Below are 448 nucleotides of genomic sequence, written 5' to 3'. Positions count from 1 at the left end.
AGTGAATTCTCCATGACCTTTGCCGACATCGTCGGCGAGATATATCGCGTTCCACTCAGGACCGTTTGGATTGCTTCGGCGAGGCCACGGGAACCGACACCCTTCAGAACATAGCCCATCGCGCCCCGTTGCAGAGCGCCAAGCAACATGTCCACATCCTCGGATACCGTCAACATCAGCACTCTCGTTGTCGGGCTTCGCGCCAGCACGTCGCTGATCGCAGTCAGCCCGCCGCCGGGCATCGAGACATCGAGGAGCATGATGTCGGGGCGGTTGTCCGAAGCGATTATGGCCGCGTCCTCGCTGCTGGCGCCTTCGCCAATGACGATAAAGCCGCTCATCTCCGACAGGCTGCGCGTGACGCCTTCGCGAAAAAGCGGGTGGTCGTCCACGACGCCGATGGTGATGGATGTCATCTCTAGTCTCCCACTTCCATAGGCTCGAAGAT

General features: G+C 59.8%; 1 protein-coding gene. It reads right to left on the bottom strand.

The window, feature by feature from the left end; translation table 11 throughout:
• Positions 1 to 416, bottom strand: a 416-nt coding sequence (locus GR197_RS31440; RefSeq protein ID WP_164016610.1) for a response regulator, incomplete at its 3' end; no start/stop codon positions are given.
• Positions 417 to 448 lie beyond the last annotated feature (32 nt).

The sequence above is a fragment of the Rhizobium phaseoli genome, from assembly GCF_010668805.1.
GTDB classification, from domain to species: Bacteria; Pseudomonadota; Alphaproteobacteria; order Rhizobiales; family Rhizobiaceae; genus Rhizobium; species Rhizobium phaseoli_A.
The sequence above is the reverse complement of the archived record's forward strand: the minus strand, read 5'-3'. Positions and strand labels throughout refer to the sequence as shown.